This window comes from Dactylosporangium sp. CA-139066 (genome assembly GCF_050936175.1).
Taxonomy (GTDB): Bacteria; Actinomycetota; Actinomycetes; order Mycobacteriales; family Micromonosporaceae; genus Dactylosporangium.
This window is the reverse complement of the sequence record NZ_JBNJNH010000001.1, coordinates 7,680,873-7,698,433: the sequence shown is the minus strand read 5'-3', so window position 1 is coordinate 7,698,433 and position 17,561 is coordinate 7,680,873. Positions and strand designations below refer to the sequence as shown.

12 protein-coding genes are annotated in these 17,561 nt (G+C 70.6%); 7 read left to right on the top strand and 5 right to left on the bottom strand.

Going from position 1 to position 17,561, the window contains the following annotated elements:
• Window positions 1-18 precede the first annotated feature (18 nt).
• Window positions 19-696 carry a hypothetical protein gene (locus ACQEVU_RS35165; protein WP_433331293.1) on the bottom strand — a complete coding sequence of 226 codons (678 nt, stop codon included), beginning with the start codon at window positions 694-696 and terminating at the stop codon, window positions 19-21.
• A 288-nt stretch (window positions 697-984) separates the two neighbouring features.
• On the opposite strand from ACQEVU_RS35165, the gene ACQEVU_RS35160 reads away from it, so the two are divergent.
• Genes ACQEVU_RS35160 through ACQEVU_RS35130 form a run of 7 tightly spaced genes read left to right on the top strand, consistent with a single transcriptional unit; the run spans window position 985 to window position 12,183 of the window.
• Complete coding sequence (locus tag ACQEVU_RS35160) at window positions 985-3,417, top strand: protein kinase domain-containing protein (RefSeq protein WP_433331291.1); 2,433 nt, start codon at window positions 985-987, stop codon at window positions 3,415-3,417.
• The gene (locus ACQEVU_RS35155) at window positions 3,414-4,877 is read left to right on the top strand and encodes a hypothetical protein (protein ID WP_433331289.1); all 1,464 of its coding nucleotides are present in this window, start codon (window positions 3,414-3,416) and stop codon (window positions 4,875-4,877) included. The genes ACQEVU_RS35160 and ACQEVU_RS35155 overlap by 4 nt, the downstream gene beginning before the upstream one ends.
• On the top strand, window positions 4,864-6,801 hold the full coding sequence (locus ACQEVU_RS35150) for an AAA family ATPase (protein WP_433331287.1): 1,938 nt from the start codon (window positions 4,864-4,866) through the stop codon (window positions 6,799-6,801). The genes ACQEVU_RS35155 and ACQEVU_RS35150 overlap by 14 nt, the downstream gene beginning before the upstream one ends.
• 2 nt (window positions 6,802-6,803) lie before the next feature.
• A complete protein-coding gene (locus ACQEVU_RS35145; RefSeq protein ID WP_433331285.1) occupies window positions 6,804-7,379 on the top strand; it encodes an FHA domain-containing protein in 576 nt (191 codons plus the stop codon).
• Window positions 7,376-10,906, top strand: a complete 3,531-nt coding sequence (locus ACQEVU_RS35140; protein WP_433331283.1) for a CHAT domain-containing protein — start codon at window positions 7,376-7,378, stop codon at window positions 10,904-10,906. Before ACQEVU_RS35145 ends, ACQEVU_RS35140 begins: the two co-directional genes overlap by 4 nt.
• A 1-nt stretch (window position 10,907) precedes the next feature.
• On the top strand, window positions 10,908-11,537 hold the full coding sequence (locus ACQEVU_RS35135) for a hypothetical protein (RefSeq protein WP_433331281.1): 630 nt from the start codon (window positions 10,908-10,910) through the stop codon (window positions 11,535-11,537).
• A 1-nt stretch (window position 11,538) separates the two neighbouring features.
• A complete protein-coding gene (locus ACQEVU_RS35130) occupies window positions 11,539-12,183 on the top strand; it encodes an RES family NAD+ phosphorylase (RefSeq protein ID WP_433331279.1) in 645 nt (214 codons plus the stop codon).
• A gap of 12 nt (window positions 12,184-12,195) precedes the next feature.
• On the opposite strand, the gene ACQEVU_RS35125 is transcribed toward ACQEVU_RS35130, so the two are convergent.
• The 4 genes from ACQEVU_RS35125 to ACQEVU_RS35110 all read right to left on the bottom strand — a co-directional run bounded on the left by ACQEVU_RS35125 (window position 12,196) and on the right by ACQEVU_RS35110 (window position 17,085).
• A complete protein-coding gene (locus ACQEVU_RS35125; protein WP_433331277.1) occupies window positions 12,196-13,071 on the bottom strand; it encodes a hypothetical protein in 876 nt (291 codons plus the stop codon).
• Window positions 13,064-13,882 (bottom strand): hypothetical protein, encoded by an 819-nt coding sequence (locus ACQEVU_RS35120; RefSeq protein WP_433331275.1) that lies wholly within the window; start codon window positions 13,880-13,882, stop codon window positions 13,064-13,066. The genes ACQEVU_RS35125 and ACQEVU_RS35120 overlap by 8 nt, the downstream gene beginning before the upstream one ends.
• A gap of 334 nt (window positions 13,883-14,216) precedes the next feature.
• Window positions 14,217-15,179: a hypothetical protein gene (locus ACQEVU_RS35115; RefSeq protein WP_433331273.1), complete on the bottom strand. Its 963-nt coding sequence runs from the start codon at window positions 15,177-15,179 to the stop codon at window positions 14,217-14,219.
• 292 nt (window positions 15,180-15,471) lie between these two features.
• A complete protein-coding gene (locus ACQEVU_RS35110) occupies window positions 15,472-17,085 on the bottom strand; it encodes a macro domain-containing protein (RefSeq protein ID WP_433331272.1) in 1,614 nt (537 codons plus the stop codon).
• Window positions 17,086-17,561 lie beyond the last annotated feature (476 nt).

Here is a 17,561-nt window from a genome sequence, read left to right as displayed (position 1 = left end):
CTTCTCCGTCCTCCTCGTTCAGAGATCGATGGCCCGGTTGAGCAGGCGGCCTGCCCGCGCGGTCGCCTCGTTGTCCGTGCCCTCGGCGCCGAACTGCAGCAACAGGAACGGGTCGGCCTTCGCCCAAATCGGGTCGAGCACGGCGCGGACGGGCCGCAGTCCGGCGCAGCGGTAGGCGTCGCGGTAACGGCGGTAGTGCGCCCGCTGCAGCGCGTCCCAGTAGGTGTCGATGAGCAGATTGGCGTAGATCACCGCGGTGTCGGCCCGGCTGCGGTACGCGGCGAGCTGGGCGAGCCACCGCTCGACCTGAACCTGGAAGCGACCGCGGGCGGCGGCCAACTCGGAGCTTCCACGCGCTTCATGTGCGTGGGCCTCGTGGATGTGTACGAGGTTCGCGGCGTACCGGTAGATCGACACGATCAGCTGCTGATTGTCATCCACCAGGGCGGCCGCCATCGCGTTCGACGCCGCGCTCGCCCGGTCGTGGGCCAGTTGAACGAAAGGGGTCCAGACCTCGCCCGGCGACAGCCGTCCGCCGGAGTCCGGCTGCTGAAGCCCGTCGACCGGCAGGCAGTGGCCCGCGATCGGGCAGTGCAGGCCGAGATTGCCGTCGACACGGCCCTTCCTGCGCGCGCTGGACCGTTCGAGACGCTTGCGCAACCGCGATTGACCGTTGTTGTTCTCGCTCGGCGCCATCGGTTTTCCGATCTGTCGGGGCGATCCTTCTGCGGCAGTTATAACGCAGAAATTGACATCCAGCGAGAGCCTTAAACGCGTTTCAAAAATTCTCGCCGTTCCTTGAAATGAGTAACCCGACCAGGAACTCTGGCTTTCTCCAACTGAGTCGTTACGCTGTGTTGGCGGATCAGCACGAGTCCTGCTAAATACGCTTGACAAGCCTTGAAGAATGTCCGAAATCGCGACGACCAGTCATTTCAAGAAATGGCGGAAAAACATGAAATCAGATCTTGCGCCGGTGGCGACATGACGTATCCGCCGGGACCGGGGCCCACGTCGCCCGACCCACCTCCACCGACCACCGTCGACCCCTGGTCCGCCGGGCCGCCGCCCACCACCGTCGACCGGCCGCCCGCCGGGCCGCCGCCCAACACGCTCGACGACCTGCTGCGGGACCGCCTGCGCCAGACCGTGCCGGACGGCCCCGGCCCGGCACCGGACGGGCTTTCGGCCGCGTGGCTGCGGGAGGCGCTCGGCGAGAACTACGACTACGTCGGCGCCTTCCGGCCCGACGACGGCGTCGGCCAGAACGAGGCCGACCTCTTTACGGTCCGGCGCGCCGGCACCACCGAGCACCTCGTCGCCAAGATCTACCGACCCGGCATCGAGCCGGACCGGCAGATCCTGGAGACGCTGCGCAGCATGAACACGTCGCAGGTCGTCAGGATCATCGACATCGGCCGCTACCAGGGCCGCACGTACGAGATCATGGAATACGCGGCCGGCGGGAGCCTCTACAGCCTCCTACGCCGGTCGCACCCCAAGGGAATGCCACGCGAACTGATCCGTCAGGTCGCGCTGCAGGTCAGCAAGGGGCTCGCCGCACTTCACCGAGCGGGCATACTGCACCGCGACGTCAAGCCCCCCAACATCCTGGTCCGCGCCGAGGCGCCGCTCGACCTCGCGCTCAGCGACTTCGGCATCAGCATCGCCGAGGAGGCCGAGGCGTTCCGGGAGACGCGGCGCGGCTCGTTCGGGTACAAGTCGCCGGAGCAGCATCAGCAGCTGAGCCTCAACCACCCCCCGAACGACTGGTGGGCGCTCGGCATCACGATCGCCGAACTCGCCACCGGGGCGCACCCGTTCCACAACATCAGCGAGGCGCTGATCGCCTTCCACCTGAGCCAGCAGCGAGCGGTGCCCCTGGACGGGATCACCGATCCGGACGTCCTGCAGGTTTGCCGGGGGCTGCTCACGCGCGACTCGGCGAACCGTTGGGGCGCGGATGAGATCCAGCAGTGGTTTGACGGCGAGCCGCCAGCCGTTGTCGAGGACGTGGAGCTCGGCCCGGACGGCGAGCCCGCACCGCCGATCGCGCCGCTGCTCTTTCGCGGCGTCGAGTACCGCGACCGCGCGGTCCTCGCCCGCGCCTTCGCCCACAGCTGGGGCCCCTCCGCGACGCGCCTGTTCGAGTCGGCCGATCCGGCCTGGCGGCGGCTGCGCGAATGGCTGCCGCAGTTCGACCGGGGCCACATCGACCAGGATCGCCAGGACGACATCGACGCCCGCGAGGCCGAGCTGGACGACATCGCCGCCAGCACCGCACCGCCGACCGTCCGTTTGGTCCGCGTGATCCGGCTGCTCGACCCGCTGTTGCCGCCGATGTATCTGCGCCCGGACCGGCCCCTCACGCTCTCGACGCTGCCGAGCGTCGCGGCCGACGTCGTGCGCCATGACGATGCCGCCGACCGGCCGATCGTCGCCGATCTCTTCCACTTCGGATTACTCACCGAGCTGGCGCACGCCCGGGAGGGCGAGGGCCTGGCCGAGCTCGACGGGCAGTGGCACATGTTGTACCGCGAGTGGGACGCCCTCATGCAGCGGCTCGTCGACCGGCAGCCCCAGCTCGCGGCACGCCACAGCGAGCTGCGCGACGACCCGATGACGTACGCGGCGCTGCTGTGGCTGGCGCTGAGCCCGCAGGGTGCCGGCGCGTTCTTCCGCGCCGAGGCGGAGTCGATCCGGCGCCGCCTGCCCATCGAGCCGGACTGGTTCGGGCCGCTCCTGGCTCAGGACAGCGGCCCGGTCGACGCCGCGTGCGCGTGGCTGCTCGGCGCGGCGGCCCAGGCAGAGGCACAGCGCGTCCTCGCCGAGGAGGAGCTCGCCGTCGCTGAGTACGCCACCCGCGCCGAGCTCGAAGACCGCTACGAGTTCGACCGGAACGACCATCGCTGGATCGCGATCGGATGGGCCTGCGTGCCGCTCACCATCGTGATGGTCGTCTGGATCGCAGCGATCGTCGGCGCCGACCTTCTGCCGTTCGCCACCGATCGCGCGGTGCAGGCCGCCTGGGCCACGGCGGTGGTCGCGCTGCTGGTCATGGCCTGCATCGAGGTACTGCTCGCCGGTGTCATCGGCGGCCCGTACCACCCGCAGTTCTCCATGCTCGCCGGAATCGTCGACCGGGTCGCGCGGGCGGCCAACCCGGTTCGCCGGCACGGCCTGCTAGGCATCCTGATGCTCGCCGCCGGCGCCGCCGTGCTGCTCGCGCTCACCACCTGGTTTCCGGCCGCGCTGCCGGTCGCGGTGATCGCCGCACATGCGTTCTGGGCGTACCGGCGTTTGCAGGACTGGAACCGCACCGAGGCCGACCGCGCCGAACGCGAGCGGCAGCTGGCCGCCCGGCACCGCGAAGCGGAGCGGGCGGGCGAACGAGCAGAGGAGCCGATGCCGTCATGAGTACCGGAATGCTGGCCGCCGGGGCCGTCTCGCACGCCACGGTGGCGCCGGCGGTGACGACGACCGCCGCCGTGCACACGGCCGCCGTGGGCGCACACGCGGTTGCGGCGGCCGCAACGGCCGCGGTCACCGTCGTGGCGGCCGCCGCCGCAGCGGTCATCCTCGCCAAGGCGGCCATCTCGGCGACCGAGGCCGGGGCCGAGGCGATGATCCGCCTCGACGCGGTGATGAAACGCCAGGCGCAGGACTTCATCACGGCGACGGAGATGGCCGAGGACTGGCGCGCGGCCGCGGCGGCCGTCGGCGCCCGCAACGCCGCCCTGCGGTCGCTCGGCGGCTCGGCCGAGCGGCTCGGCGTCGACCTTCCGCTGCCGCCGCCGCTGGGCCTGGCTGGCAGGAACCTCTGCCAGATCCGCGACTGGTGCGTCGCGGCCGACAAGGAGATCGAACTGGCGAAGGGCCGGCTCGCCACGGCCACGGTCGAATCCGCCGTGCGGGAAATCCGGGCCGCCGTGCCCGCGCTGCCGGCAGAGTCGGCAAGCGCGTTCGCCGAGCGGTACGCCGCGGCGCTCGACGTCGCGCCGGCCGCCGTCTACGGCAGGCCGACCGGGCCGACGAAGGCGGACGCCGCATCGAGCGGCATGGCCGCCGTCGAGGTCGCGGTCGGCGAGGTGCTCAACGGTCTGCCCGAGAAGCTCGACACGGAGCAGTACCGCACCATCATGGCGCTCGCCGCGCGGGCGACCTCCCAGCGCGACCTCGGATTGGCCCGCACGCTGCTGACCGAGCTGCGCCAGACGGTCCGCGTGGCCCGGGAGACGGCCGGGCGCCGCGCCGCCGACCGGCTTTACGCGAGTCGGATGCTCGACCTGTTCGAGAGCCCTGCGATCGAGCCCGTGCTCGGCGGGGGCGACCACGGGGTGGTGGCCGCGCTGCGCCGGGTGGCCGGCGGCGACACTCTCGACAAACGGACGCGCGACGAGGCCGAGCGGGTCTATGTGAAGGCATCCGAGGCCGCGCGCCGGGCCTTCCTACTCGAGCGCACCACCGAGGTGCTGACCGAATTCGGCTACGACGTCCGCCTCGACAACGAGGGCGTCCCCACCGGCCGCGACCGGCTCAAGCTCACCGGCGGGCGGCTCGAGGACGCGACCGCCAACCTCATCGTCTCGGCCGACTCGATCGCGTATCACATGCTGCGCGTCGGCGAGCACGAGGACGACCAAAGCGCGTCGGCGGAGGTCGAGCGGTGCGCCGGCCTGACCGACCACATGCGCCAGCTGCCCGAGGTGCTGCGCAACCTGGGGCTCCCTGTCAGCACGACCTTTCACCATGGCGCCGACACGATTCAACGCGCCCCGGACACCATCCGACGCGACTCGGACATTGGCGACGAGCGCGACGGCCGCGTAGGCCGCACCCCCAAGCAGCAGGAGAGGAAGATCGATGGCAGCCGTTGACGCTCCGCGACCATGGCCGGCGTTCGCCCGCGAGATCGAGGGCACGCTGAGCGTCCACGCCCAGTACGTGGTGTACGGCAACATCCGCGACAAGTTCGTGCTGCCAGGGCCGGACCAGAGGGACCCTGTACGGCTGGAGTCCCTGCCGCAGCTGCTGTGGGAGCGGCTGGCGGCGCACGGGTACCCGGAGCTGATCACCTTCGACCAGGTCCACGGCTTCAGCAGGTTCAGCGGTGGCCGGGACCCTGGCCAGCGCGCATGGCTGGGCCGGTCCCTGGCCTCCCTCGGTCATCTACCGACCCTCCGCGACCTGCGCGACAGCCTGGCCCGGGTGACGGGCGCCCCGCCGCCGCTGCGCGCGGAGAGCGCGAAGCCGCCGGAGCCGGCCGCCCGTGAGGCTCGGGCGCCCCGCGCGGCGCTCGTCGTCGACTACGCGTCCCGGATCGCGCACCGACAGAACGAGCTCGACGCAAGCGAGCGCGACTTCTTCCTGTACTGCCTCAAGATGGCCGAGACCGCGGGCCAGCGCATCGGCGACCTCCCGGAGCACACGGAGGCGCTGTTCAACCCGGTCATCTGGCTGGTGGAGCACGAGCGGGACCTGCCGAGCTGGTTCACGGCCGGCAGCGAGCGCATCCGCACCGTCGCCGTGCCGGAGCCCGGCCTGGACGACCGGACCGCCATCGCGCGGTACCTGGCCGCCCGCATGTTCGACATCGCCCGCTACACGGACCCGGACAAAGAGCAACTACGGATGATCGGCACCTTCGCCGACCGCACGGGCGGGCTCACGCTGCGGGCCATGGAGGAGATCGCGCTGCTGGCCCGCAACCGGGAGATCCCTTTCGAGCGGATCGAGGATGCCGTGCGCATCTTCAAGCTCGGCATCGAGGACAACCCCTGGGGCAAGGACAGCATCCGCGTGCGGATCAAGAAGGGCGAGGACGCCGTTCGCGAGGCTGTGCGTGGGCAGGAGCGTGCTGTGACCAAGACCCTGGACATCCTCAAGCGGGCCGCCCTCGGTCTGTCGGCAGCGCAGGCCGCCACCAGCGGCACCCGGCCCCGGGGCGTGCTGTTCTTCGCGGGCCCGACCGGCGTCGGCAAGACGGAACTGGCCAAGAAGGTGGCAGACCTGCTGTTCGGCGATGCGCACGCATACCTGCGGTTCGACATGAGCGAGTTCGCCGCCGACCACGCCGCCGATCGGCTGACCGGCGCCCCGCCCGGGTACGTGGGCTACGAGGCGGGCGGCGAGCTGACCGGCGCGGTCCGCCGCAAGCCGTTCCAGGTAGTGCTGTTCGACGAGATCGATAAGGCGCACCCGCGGGTCATGGACAAGTTCCTGCAGATCATCGACGAGGGGCGACTCACCGACGGGCAGGGCGTCACCACGTACTTCAGCGAGTGCGTGCTCATCTTCACGTCCAACCTCGGCGTCGTGGTCAAGGACGAGCGCGGTGTTCCGAAGCTCACGGTGCATCCGGACGATCCGTACGAGGAGCTGGAACGCAAGATCCGCGAGGCGATCACGGATCACTTCACGATGGCGATCGGGCGGCCCGAGTTGCTGAACCGCTTCGGCGACAACGTCGTGGTGTTCGGCTTCATCTCCAAGCAGACCGCGGAGGAGATCTTCGACCTGCAGGTCGGCAACATCCGGCGGAAGCTGCAACGGGAGCTCGGCGTGACCCTGGAGCTGGGCGGCAAGGCGCGAGAGGAGCTGCTGCGGCGGTGTACCGCGGATCCGCTCAACGGCGGCCGGGGCGTCGGCAACAAGCTCGAGACCAACCTGATCAACCCGCTCGCGCGGTACATCTTCGACGAGGAGATCGCCGGGCACACGGTCCTGACCGTCGACGACGTGCGCGACGATCGGGCCCTGCAGCGGGTGGAGCTGTCGATCCGGACCGGGGCGGCGGTGTAGTCATGGCCCGGTTGATCTGTCCGGCCTCGAGGCTGGAGGAGCTCAACGACGGCACGTTCTGCGAGCCGCACCGGCTACGCATGGAGCCGGCGCCCGACGACGCCGTGCCCGCGGACGACGCCATCCCCGCCTGCTCGGACACCGCGCCGCATGACGCCGAGCGCAGGTGCCCGGACTGCGGCGAGCCCGCGTACGCCGACAACACCTACTGCCTGATGTGCGGCAGCTACCTCGTCGTCTCGCGCCTGGCGGCGACCGTTGAGCCACGCGACGGCGCGCCGTTCACGGTGACCGCGGGCAAGTCGGTCGGGCTGGGCCGGGACCCGGAGTTCTCGCCGTACGCCGACCGGTTCACCGGGTTCGACAACGTGTCCCGTAGGCACGCGACCCTCGTCGTGGACCCGAAGCACGGCGTCGATCTCGTACCGGTCAAGACCACGAACCCAACCTTCATCAACGGCCGGATCGTCGCGCCGATGGTGGCGCACCGGTTGCACGACCGCGACGAGATCAGGTTCGGCTCGCGGTTCACCGCCGTCGTGCGGATCACGCCGTCCGAACACGAGGAGCACCAATGATGGACGACAGGGAACGGGCCAGGCGGCTGGCCCACGAAGGCGCACGGCTACTCGCCGAGGCGCACGAGGCGAGTCCGGATCAGGCCACCCGGCTGCGCGTCGAGGCGTACCAGCCGCTGAGCGCCGCATGGACCGGGTTGCCCGCCGATGATCCGGAGCGGCCGCGGCTCGCGTGGCAGCTCGGCAACCTCACCGCGATCCGGTACCTCCAGGAGACCCACGACGAAGCCGACCGGCGCCGGGCGATCGCGATCCTGGGCGAGGTCGCGCAGGGCGACGACGAGGAGCACCGGTCCGTGGCCCGGATGTGGCTCGGCATGCTCAACCTGCTCGGCGCCTTCCCGCAGGGCGCGCTCGGCCCGTTGAGCGATCTGGCCACCCACGTCCGCGGCGGGGGGATCGCCGACTTCGACGCCGTTCGGACGCTGATTGAGGCGATGGACGCGCCGGCGCGGCCGGAGACCGCGCAGACCCTGGACGAGGCCATCCGCAATCTCGCTGCCGCGCAGCCGGAGCTCCCTGGGCCCCTCGCCGGGCTCAACGCCGGCCTGAGCGGCCTGGCGGAGATGATGGCCGGCACTGCGGGTGCCGGGCAGCAGATGCGGGCGGCTGCCGAGCAGTGGAGCGACCTGCCGGACGTACAGCGCCTGCTCGGGCTCACCGTGCTGGCCGAGGCGAACGACGACCCGGACGCCGAGGACCTGCCGGAGCGGCTGAGCGAGGCCGCCGACGCACTGCCGCCGGGCGACGTCCTGCGCACGCTGATCCTGGCCGAGCTCGGCCTCGGCCTGGCCCGCCGCGCCGAGCGCACGGGCACCGAGGCGCAGGTGAGCGGGCTGCCCGCCGTGACGACGAAGGCGCTCGGCGAGATCGACAGGGGCCATCTCCTCCACGATCACCTGCTGCGCCTAGCCGCCGGCTCGCTTATGAGCGACGCCGCGCTACGGCCCTCACAGGAGTCGGTCGAACGGGCGGTCCAGATGGCGGAGCAGGTGTACGCCGACCGGCCGCAGGGCACCAACGCCGCCGCGCACGACGAGTTCCTCTACGGCATGGCGCTGACCATGAAAGCGGCGGCCGGTGGCCGGCCCGAGGACCTGTCTCAGGGCATCGACCACCTCCGCAACGCTGCGGCCGGCCTCGCCGCGGGCGACGCACTCGCCTCCGCCGTCCTCGGCACGCTGGGCTCGGTGCTGCTCGACCGATACCAGCTGCACGGCAGCCTACGCGACCTCGACGACGGCATCCGCTACCTCGGCGATGCACAGCGGCATGTCCCCGCCGCCGCGGAACCGATGCCGGCCGCCAACCTGCGCGCGATCCTCGGCATGGCCAAGTCGCTGCGCGCTGTGCGGACTCTGAACCACGCCGAGCTCGACGACGCGGTCGGGCTCATCGAGACGGCCGTCGCCGCGTTGCCGCCGGGCAACGTCGGCCTCGCGCGGGCCACCTCGGCGCTCGGCATGGCGCAGTTCGCGATCGGCGGGTTCGAGAACGACCGCGACCTGCTGGCCAAAGGGGCCGGGCTCCTCTTCGCCGCCTCCGACCTGCCCAGTGACCACGGCGAACGACCATCGCTGATGGTCCGCGGCGGGCTGGCCCAGGTGGTCCTCGGCCTGCTCGCCGAGACACCGGCCGGGCGGGTCGAGGCGGTCGACCGGGGCATCGAGCGACTACGCCGCGCAGCCGAGTTCAAGGGGTTCGGCGCCTGGGAGGCCGGCCGCCTGCGCATGGGCCTCGGCATGGGCTACCAGATCCGCGCCGAGGTCAGCGGGTCGGCCGCGGATCTGAACGAGGCCGTCAACCAGTACGAGGTCGCATACCTGCTGACCGGCGAGGAGACCGGGCTCGGCCACGCCGCGACCGTGTTCCGGCAACTCGCCGATGCGTACTGGCGACGCAACGGCCGCGACGGGGCGGACCGGCTGCGGTCGGTCGACGTCGGCCTCGAGGAGCTGCGGACGCTGATGGACGATGTCCGCTTGCAGGCCCGCCTGCCCGACGGTCTGATCGCCGCGCGCGGCGCCGCCGACCGGGCCAGGCTGCTGGCCGACCGGTGCCTGACCCTCGGGCCGGACGCGAGGCCCCGGGCGGTCGAGGCGCTCGAGCTCGGCCGAGGCCTGCTGCTCTGGGCGGCGACCAGCACCGCCGACGTCGCGACCCAGCTCCGGGCCTCCGGGCACGCCGAACTCGCCGACGCCTGGGCGAGCAAGCCGTACGCCGAGGCGGCGGTCGATGTCTACGGGCCGGCGGCGTCGATCCTGTCCTGGGAGCCGCCGGACGACACCCGCCATCAGGTCCTGATGCGGCTGCGCGCCGCCCAGGAATCGGTCGCCGAGCCGCCGACGATGGCCGAGCTGACCGCGGCGCTGCGTCGCGCCGGCTCCGCCGCCCTGGTCTACCTGTTGCCCGGCGGCGCCGGTGTGGGACCCGGCCGCGCCCTGATCGTGCGGGCCGACGGCGAGCTGGTGGACGTCGAGCTGCCGAACCTGTTGCTCGGGCCCGGCACCGCCGTCGAGGCCTTCCAGGCCGCGCTGCGCGCCCGGGCGAACGACTCCAACGGCGACGGCGACGACCTCGAGGCAGAGCTCCAACGCATCTGTACGTGGGCCGGGGAGAGCATCGCGCCGCTGCTGCGGGCCGTGGACGACTGGGGGCTGCCGGGGCTACCGCGGCTCACCCTGGTGCCGTGCGGCGCCCTGAGCGTCGTGCCTTGGCACGCCGCGCGACACCACGGCACGGTCGCCGGCGCCTCGGTGCTGATGACGTACGCGGCGTCCGGCCGGCAGCTGATGGACGCCACCCGGCGGTACCGGCCCGCGCTGCACGACAGCCCGGTGCTGCTGGGCAATCCCGGCGGCGAGGAGCTGCTGTTCACGCCGGTCTGCGTCAGCGGGCTGCGGGCGGCGTTGTACCCCACCGCGGAGACGTTCGGCCATCTCGTCGACGAGACGGCGGGGACCGGCACGGCGGCCGAGGTCGAGGGCCTGCTGACCGATCCGCACCGGTTGCCGTCGCTGCTGCACCTGCAGTGCCACGCGCAGGTGTCGGAGCAGGTCGTCGACTCGCACCTGTTGCTGGCGCGGGACGGTGACGACGGCCGGCTCTCGCTCGCCCGAGTGCTGCGGCAGGTCGGCCACAACCCGGACCGCGCGGGCAGGCTGTTCGTGCTGACGGCGTGCGGCTCGGACCTGACATCGGGGGCGCCGGACGAGGCGCTCACGCTGTCGACGGTGTTCCGGGCGGTCGGCGCGGTAGGCGTGCTCGGCTGCAAATGGCCGGTCCGCGAGCTACAGGCGTCGATCTTCGTCTCCGTCTTCCACCACTACCTGCAGCAGACGCCGGACGACCCTCCGGTCGCCCTGCACGCCACCCAGCGGTGGATGCTGGACCCGCGGCGCGAACCGCTCGCCACGATGCCGCCACTGCTGCGCGACGAGGTCCTGCGGCAAGCCGCCGGCCGTTCGGCCAACCGGGACCTCGCGGCCGCAGAGGGCTGGGCTGCCTTCACCTATCAAGGATGTTGACATGTCGATCTACTCGGCCATTCGTGTGCTGGGGGAGCGCTGGCCCGACGTAGTCAGGCGGCTCACCGCCGATCAGCGCCTGCGGCTGCGGGAGCTGCTCGCGGACGCGCAGGCCGGCCCGTCGTTACGCCTGGCCATGTTCCTGAACGACGTCCTGCCCGAAGAGCACCCCGTGCGCGCGGCCCTGCTCCAGGACGACACCACCCTCGGCGCCGGCGTCCTGATGAGTCCCGAGCAGCGATCGGCCTGGATCGACGAGATCCTCCGCGGCTTGGACGACGACCGGAACGAGCGCCTCGAGCACGTCGACGTCGAGGCGCGGTCCCGGATCCGGCGCACCCTCACGACGGTCCCCCGGGATCGGGTGCTCGACCTCGGTATCGATCCGAAGGCACCGTACGTAATCGACCTGGACGGCGACTATCCCGAGTTCCAGTTCGCCTCCGGCGCCGTGGCCGAGACCGTCCGCCGCGTCAACATCCTGCTGACGGCGGACCTCGATCCCTGGGGGGCGGCCGACTGGTGGATCAGCCGGAACGCCTGGATCGGGGAGACGCCGCTGGAACTGCTGCGGACCGGACGCGACGACGATGTGGTCGCGTTGGCCGCAGCCGTGGGCGAGGAGGGCTGAAATGCCGTTCCAGCCCCCGCCGAAGGGCCGGGTCGTGCTGCGGCACCGCACGCTGCCCGCCGGCGCGCGCCTGTATCGGGTCCACGCAACCAGGTACGACCCGTCGTCGTTCAACCCGAAGCCGGCGCTCTCGCCGTTCGGGGGCGGCCGGTTCGACGCCACGTCGGAGGACCCGTTCTCGTACCTCTACCTCGCGGAAAAGCCGGCGACAGCGCTCGCGGAGGTGCTGCTGCGCGACCTCGCGGCGAACGAACGGGGGGCGCGCCGCGTGCCGTACGCTGCGGTCCGGCAACGGTCGTTCACGCCGGTCACGCTCCGGGCGCCGGCCGAGGTGGTGACGCTGGTCAGCGCGACCGATCTCGCCACGATCGGGCAGGATGGCTGGCTGGTCGACGCCGATGCGCGGTTCTACCCGCAGACCCGGCACTATGCGGCGTGGCTGCGCCGGCGCAGCGACGCCGCCGGGATCGTCTGGCAGTCGCACCGGGACCGGCCCCACCTGGCGATCGTGCTGTTCGGCGACCGCTACAAGGCAGACGATCTGGCGTTCGACCCGGCCGAGACGATCGACCTCGGCTCACCGGCCGGGGTCGGCTGGGTCAACAGCCAACTGGTCGACTACAACGCCGTTGTCGGCCGACGCTAGCGACCGCGCGGATCACTGCTCGAGCCGCGCGGTCAGCTCCGCCAGCCAGTCCTGCTCCACTGGCACCCGGCGGCCCTCGACGACGGCCGCGACGAACTTGAGCTCGGTGCGCGCGTCGTCGCGGCGGTCCAGCAGCAGCAATGCGTGTGCCCGCAGCAGGTGCGCGTTGGAGGTGAACGCGTCGGTGCGCCCGTTGCGCCGGTCGCGGATGCTGATCTGCTCGGTGGCGATTGCGAGCGCCCGGTGCAATGACCCGGTGTCGGGCTCCGCCACACCGTCGTGCACGTCCCGCTCGTAGCGGCGCACGAGCGCGCGCCCGAGGTTGCCCGCCGCCCGGCAGGCGAACTCGCTCTCTGGGCCGTACTCCGTCGTGCGATAGGACACCTCGGCCTCGAGGATCGCCAGCGCCTCGTCCAGGTAGGCCGGCTCGCCGCTGTCGAGCAGCGCGAACGCGAGATTGCCCCGGGTCATGTGCGTGTCATACGTGTTCTCGCCCAGCGCCTCGCTGCGCTTGGCGAGCGCGTCGCGGTACAGCTGGATCCCACCCTCGATGTCGCCTCTGCGCCGGGTGTACTGAGCATGGAACGACTCGATGCGCATGAGGACGCGATCGAGGCGGTTCAGGTGGGCCGAGGCGCGAAGGTAGAGGTCGTCCCAAGCGTCGGCGGACGCCGCCGCGGCGCGGCGCCGGCTGCGGACCTCCTCGAGGCCGCACTCGATGCGGAAGGTCAGGTAGTCGGTCGGACCGAGATGGCGTTTCGCCTTTGTCACCAGCGATTCGAGCGGGGTCAGTTCGCCGGTCTGCTCGGCGTGATGCTGGTCGACCTCGAACCGTGCCGCGAAGCGGATGCGGGTGAGGTCGCCAGTGTCGTCCTGGACGTCAAGCATCGGCTTCTCCGAGCAGATCGAGCACGTGGGCGATGAGAGGGCGCAGTTCGTCCGCCACCATCTTGCGGTCCTTCTCCGGCAGCCTCGGCAGGTTGTACTCAAGGTCGATCAGGGCGGCGCCGACCGAGTCGGTCAGCTCGCGCGGCAGCGACCCTGGCAGGTCGCGGGACTCGTTGTTCACGAGGGCTGTGAGTTCGTCGCGGACGAGGTCCAGCACCGCGTTACTCGACGGCTGGTCCGAGCGCAGCGCCGTTCGCACGACCCGGGTGAGCAGCCTGTTGACCCGGCCGGCCAGGGCCAACACGTCCTCGCCGGTGCCACAGATCTTGAGCAGGTCCTCGATCACCGACAGCGGCGGCGAATGGTGCAAAAGCTTCGCGAGGTCCGGGTTCGCCACCGCCCAGGTCACCAGCACCCGGACCAAGGTCTCCGACGCGAACCCGCGATCGTCGGGCCGGGTGCTCGACAGCTCGGCGAGCCACGCCTCGCGATAGCGCCAGTGGTTGTAGACCTTGGTCTCGATCACCAGGCTCTGGACCACATCGCCGGGCGTCCCGAAACGCATTTCCTCGCTGTGCTGGTTGATCAACGCTGTCTGCGCGCTCGGGCCGAAGTTCGAGTAGAGCGTGGACGGCGTCCGGACGCCGGCCAACGTGCTGATCCGGTTTCGGTCGGGCAGTTCGGGCGACCGACGCAGGGAGTGGTCGAGGACTCGCAGGTACTGCCGGCGACGACCCTTACCGACATCGAGCTGAGCGGCGTACCACCTTGCGGTGGTGGTGCTGTTCAGATTGAAGGCTACGCTTTCCATGATCACTTCCAGTTGGCAACGATCGATGGGTAAAACGGTCCGGACGGATCACGGCGCCAGCGATGTTAGCACCGGCGGCAAGCGCCGAAGAATAACCGACAGGCCACGGCGTGGCCGCCTTTTCGGGTCACGCATGTCAGGTTTCCGGTTGCGGTGCCAACTTATTGTCCGACCCCACTCCGGTTGTCAGGTTTTTCATGTGATATTCGCCGACCAGCCCGCCGAGCATATTCATCGACGACCATCCAATGATTGGAGTTTCGATGACGCTCGGCGAATCGACCGCGATGATCAGCTCGATCCCCGGCGAGGGAGAGGGTGGGACTCCCTTGCCCTACCGCGGCTGAGGGGTCCACCGCGCACCATAGGCCAGGCCCTCCCGGAGATCGTCGAACCCCAAGGCGAGCTCGCCCAGGCGGTTCGGCCCGATCGGCTCACCGATCGGCGCATCGTCGGCGAGGACCTGGCCCGGTGCGCCGTCCAGCCGGCGCAACCCGGGCGGCGGTACTCCCGGCGGAAACCGGATCACCGTACGGAAACGCCGGCACGGATGGTGCGGAACGAACACGTAGTACGGCGGCGTCCGCAGGCCCGGTGGGAATACGAAGCGGGCCAGGACGTCGACCTGACCGCCGACCGGCAGGGGCTCGGCAAGCTCAACGTACCAGCGGAAATACTGGCTTCCGACGACCTCCAGCCGCTCCGTAACGCCGCCGCAGAGCAGGTCCATCGTCACCAGCGGCGGCTCGGTGCGCGGATCTGCGGGCTGTGGCAGGCTGATCGCCATCTCGAAACGCTCGAGCGGCGCCTCGACCGCGACGATTCGGCGTCGCTCGTATGACACCACGGTCGGGCCATCGAGCCGATGGAGGGTCGACAAAGCATCGACGTACCAGCCGCGGCGGGCCTGCTGCGCCGGACGATCGTCGACGTCGATGGTCATTTGCTCCGCCATCGCCGCGATCGCCTTGTCCGACCACCGTCGAACCGTCCGCGACTCCCGCTGTAGCCGGTCGGCGGCGAGCTCGAAACGGCGCTCCAAAAACCGGTGAGCGGTGGCGGGGTCGAGTGCGAAGGCCGCACTTGCCGCCATTCTCAGATCTTCGGGCACGCGCCGGATGTGCATTTCCAGACAGTCGATCAAGCGATGGCGGACCTCGGCGGCCAGCATATCGTCGGATATCCCGGCGATCCGCCTCAGGAGCGGTCCGACCCGATTGCGCAACGCGGGATCCTGTGCGCCCCGGCCCTTACGCAGCGCGATCAGCTCCCCTTGAAGAGACTCGGCCTCCACCATTCCTCCTTCCAATGGCGGTTCCTGTATTGCCGAATCAAGTCAAACATGGGCCAGAGGCGGATTGCCTTCTTCCGATGTCGATGCCCCGCAGTCGCCCAAGATGCGCCCAGAGTTCTCCCTATTCTTGCCCGAGTCTCCGGACAACTGGACCGATTGGCTGGAGCCCGCGGCGGAAGGGAGGTGAACCCGATGGTGACGCACCTGATCCGGCTCCGGCTCGACGGCTGATCAGCCGACGTGGCAAGGCGCGGCGGACTGCCGCCCCGCCTTGTCCATCTACTCGCTCGTCCGTCTACTGCGGAGGTTCGGCCAGCACCTGCCGGACGACTTCGGCGTCGGCCTCGGTCAGCACGACCATGTGTACGGCCAGCGCCGAAGGCTGCGAGCCGCCGGTCAGTTCGGCGCGTACCGCCCGCCACAGGTTGCTGGCGCTCGTCCACGCATCCAGGCCACCCCGGCCCGCCCCTAGCAGCGGGAAGCAAATCGACCGGGGCGCGGCCTCGGAGCCGCCGGCCCGTGCGGCCGCAAACACATTGCGTACCGCACGGGCGATGGCGGAGGGTTCGACGAAGTAGTCATTGGTCCCGGCGCGCGGCGTCGCGACCGCGGCGTGGTAGATCCAGCGAAAACCCAGCCCGCTGCCCGGCTCGACCGGCGTCGGCGCGACCGTGCCCGGGGCCACGGGAAGGCCGACACGCATGTTCGCCCGCCGCCAGACGTCCAGGTCGCGGGCGACCGCGTCGACCACGATTTCACCGACCGCGGACTTCAGGGCGCCAGCCGAGCGCAGGCAGGCTGCGATCGATACCTTGTAGACGCTGGCCAGCTCGAAGAACGTGTTAGTGGGCGAGACGACGATGTCGACGCCGGTGATCGTGTCGACCGAACAACAATGCACGACGACTGGGATCGAGTCATGCCTCGAGCGCGCGTCGACGGTAGCGGCCACCAGGCGACCTTCGCGCTTGGTGCTCGGCGCCTCCCTAGGCACATCCACCCTGTCATGGAGCAGGCTCAGGATCGCCTCGGCCGTCTGGGCGCAAACGATCTCCTCGTAATGCTTGCGGAACCGGTCGACGGAGACGCGGTACGTCTCGGCCGCTTGCCGTCGCCGATCCTGGGCCGGCCAGTCTCGAGTCCCGTGGACGAGCCCGAACGTGTACTCGGCGGCGTCACCCAGCCGCCCGCCGCCGAGCCGCTGGATCGCGCTGCGCAGCAGGCTTTCGACAGCCGCTGGATTGGCGCCGCCCTCCTCCTTGGCGAGCCCAGCCAGCATCGCCGCCTGCGTCAATGCCGTGAAGGTCGACCCCCGCAACCGAACTAAGCCCGTCCGTCGCAGCTGCCGTAGCTCCGCTGTTAGGGCATCATGGCTCGGCAGCCACGCAATGAAGCGCATAGGACGAGCATGCCCATCTACCCGACGTGTGGCAATCGATCGCCGGGCTTCATACGTTCGATCGGCATATTGATGGTAGTACCGCGCGGCTTCGCATTCTCTCACGGAAAGGTGCGGCGTGGAACTGACAACAAGAGGTGATCGATCATGAAAGCTTCCGATAGATTCACAGGTTCCTGTTAGTCTCGCGGCCGCTCGGTCATGGCCGTTCAGACGTTCAGCAGTCCGTGAAGTGCCGGCTATGACCCCGTCTTCGAGCTCGGCGATGCGGGCCTTGCTGGCCAGGAAGGCGGTCTGGCGATCCGCGGCGTAGCGATTGCCTTCCGCCATGCGGCGCCAGTAGGTGCCGTAGGTCCGGCGGGCGCCCGGCCCGGCGGCGATGACCTCCGGCAGGTAGGCGTCGAAGGCCGGTCGTCGGGGCCTGGGGTCGCGCTGCAGGTCGGCGAGGGCCGCCCCAAGCGCCGCGACGGCGGCCCAGGCCGCAGCGAGCCGTTCCTGGTCAGGGTCCACGACGGTCGCCCGGTCGGGCGGAGTGGTGCCCGGCGAGAATCAGCGACGGTCGCGACCGGGTAGAAGAGGAGGCGGTGGCGGCCCGTGTCTGCGGCGAGGACGACCCGGTCGCCGAGCGCGATCCCGCACAGGTCGCGAGGTGCGGCGGGGATCGTGAGCGCACACCGGCCACCGATCAGGCGTCGGCCGGTCGGGGGAGGCGTTCAAGGATGACCGTCCCGTCGGCGGTGTCGTCCCGCAGTCGGTGCTCGGGTCGCCAGCCGAGGTGGCGCAGCAGGGTGGTGGCGCGGCATCGCCCCGACCGGTCGAGGCGGGCCGCGCCGATCTCGAGAACGGCTGGCCCGGTGCTGCCCGGTTGGCGTGGTGGCAGCGTGGGCAGCGGCGCCGGTGCCGGCTCGGGCCGGGGGATCGGGAGCGGGATTAGCGCACCGATCGGCCGTTCGACTACCGGACGGGAGGATCGCATGCCAGTCATC

Excerpts from the sequence above, each read along its gene's own strand:
- ACQEVU_RS35135 (WP_433331281.1), top strand. The coding sequence starts at position 10,908 with ATGTCGATCTACTCGGCCATTCGTGTGCTGGGGGAGCGCTGGCCCGAC.
- ACQEVU_RS35130 (WP_433331279.1), top strand. The coding sequence starts at position 11,539 with ATGCCGTTCCAGCCCCCGCCGAAGGGCCGGGTCGTGCTGCGGCACCGC.
- ACQEVU_RS35150 (WP_433331287.1), top strand. The coding sequence starts at position 4,864 with ATGGCAGCCGTTGACGCTCCGCGACCATGGCCGGCGTTCGCCCGCGAG.
- ACQEVU_RS35115 (WP_433331273.1), bottom strand. The coding sequence starts at position 15,179 with ATGGTGGAGGCCGAGTCTCTTCAAGGGGAGCTGATCGCGCTGCGTAAG.
- ACQEVU_RS35145 (WP_433331285.1), top strand. The coding sequence starts at position 6,804 with ATGGCCCGGTTGATCTGTCCGGCCTCGAGGCTGGAGGAGCTCAACGAC.
- ACQEVU_RS35140 (WP_433331283.1), top strand. The coding sequence starts at position 7,376 with ATGATGGACGACAGGGAACGGGCCAGGCGGCTGGCCCACGAAGGCGCA.
- ACQEVU_RS35120 (WP_433331275.1), bottom strand. The coding sequence starts at position 13,882 with ATGGAAAGCGTAGCCTTCAATCTGAACAGCACCACCACCGCAAGGTGG.
- ACQEVU_RS35165 (WP_433331293.1), bottom strand. The coding sequence starts at position 696 with ATGGCGCCGAGCGAGAACAACAACGGTCAATCGCGGTTGCGCAAGCGT.
- ACQEVU_RS35125 (WP_433331277.1), bottom strand. The coding sequence starts at position 13,071 with ATGCTTGACGTCCAGGACGACACTGGCGACCTCACCCGCATCCGCTTC.
- ACQEVU_RS35160 (WP_433331291.1), top strand. The coding sequence starts at position 985 with ATGACGTATCCGCCGGGACCGGGGCCCACGTCGCCCGACCCACCTCCA.
- ACQEVU_RS35155 (WP_433331289.1), top strand. The coding sequence starts at position 3,414 with ATGAGTACCGGAATGCTGGCCGCCGGGGCCGTCTCGCACGCCACGGTG.